The following is a 567-nucleotide window of genomic DNA, read 5'->3' as shown; positions in this document are numbered from 1 at the left end:
GCCGATTGTATTGGACGGACCGATCAATGGAAACTGGTTCGAGGCCTATGTCGCCCAGGTGCTCGTACCCGAGCTGCACCCCGGCAATATTGTCATCATGGACAATCTGTCGAGCCACAAACGACCTGCGGTGCGTGAGCGGATTGAAGCTGCCGGCGCATCGGTGCGCTATCTGCCGCCCACAGCCCGGATTTCAATCCGATCGAGAAGGCCTTCTCCCGCCTCAAGGCAATGCTGCGGAAAATCGGAGAACGCACCGTGGGCGGCCTGTGGAACTGCATTGGCAAGCTCGTCGACGCCTTCAAGCCCGATGAATGTCGGAACTACTTCAGTTCATGCAGTTATGAGCCGGATTGATCGAAAAACGCTCTAGCGTTCGGCTCTGACTTGCGCATGGCTGCCGCTGTAGGGGGGTGTGATCATTTGCACCCAGACAGGGCGAAGGCCGGCGGCGGCGAACTCGTTGCGTGACAAGGATTTCGGGGCGTCAGACGGGCCGCGCGGGCGATGATCGCTTTTGCACGGAATATGCAGAAACAGCGCGATCTTCTGCACCATCCCGATCAC

The 567-nt window shown here is 58.9% G+C and carries 1 protein-coding gene and 1 pseudogene; one reads left to right on the top strand and one right to left on the bottom strand.

Going from position 1 to position 567, the window contains the following annotated elements:
- Positions 1-357: pseudogene (locus AC4FS3_RS29230) on the top strand (transposase); the annotation flags it as partial.
- A gap of 12 nt (positions 358-369) precedes the next feature.
- On the opposite strand, the gene AC4FS3_RS29225 reads toward AC4FS3_RS29230, so the two are convergent.
- Positions 370-567 (bottom strand): hypothetical protein (locus AC4FS3_RS29225; protein WP_491023453.1); only part of this gene is annotated, 198 nt, incomplete at its 5' end.

This window comes from Pseudogemmobacter sp. TB195 (assembly GCF_058313095.1).
The sequence above is the reverse complement of the archived record's forward strand: the minus strand, read 5'-3'. Positions and strand labels throughout refer to the sequence as shown.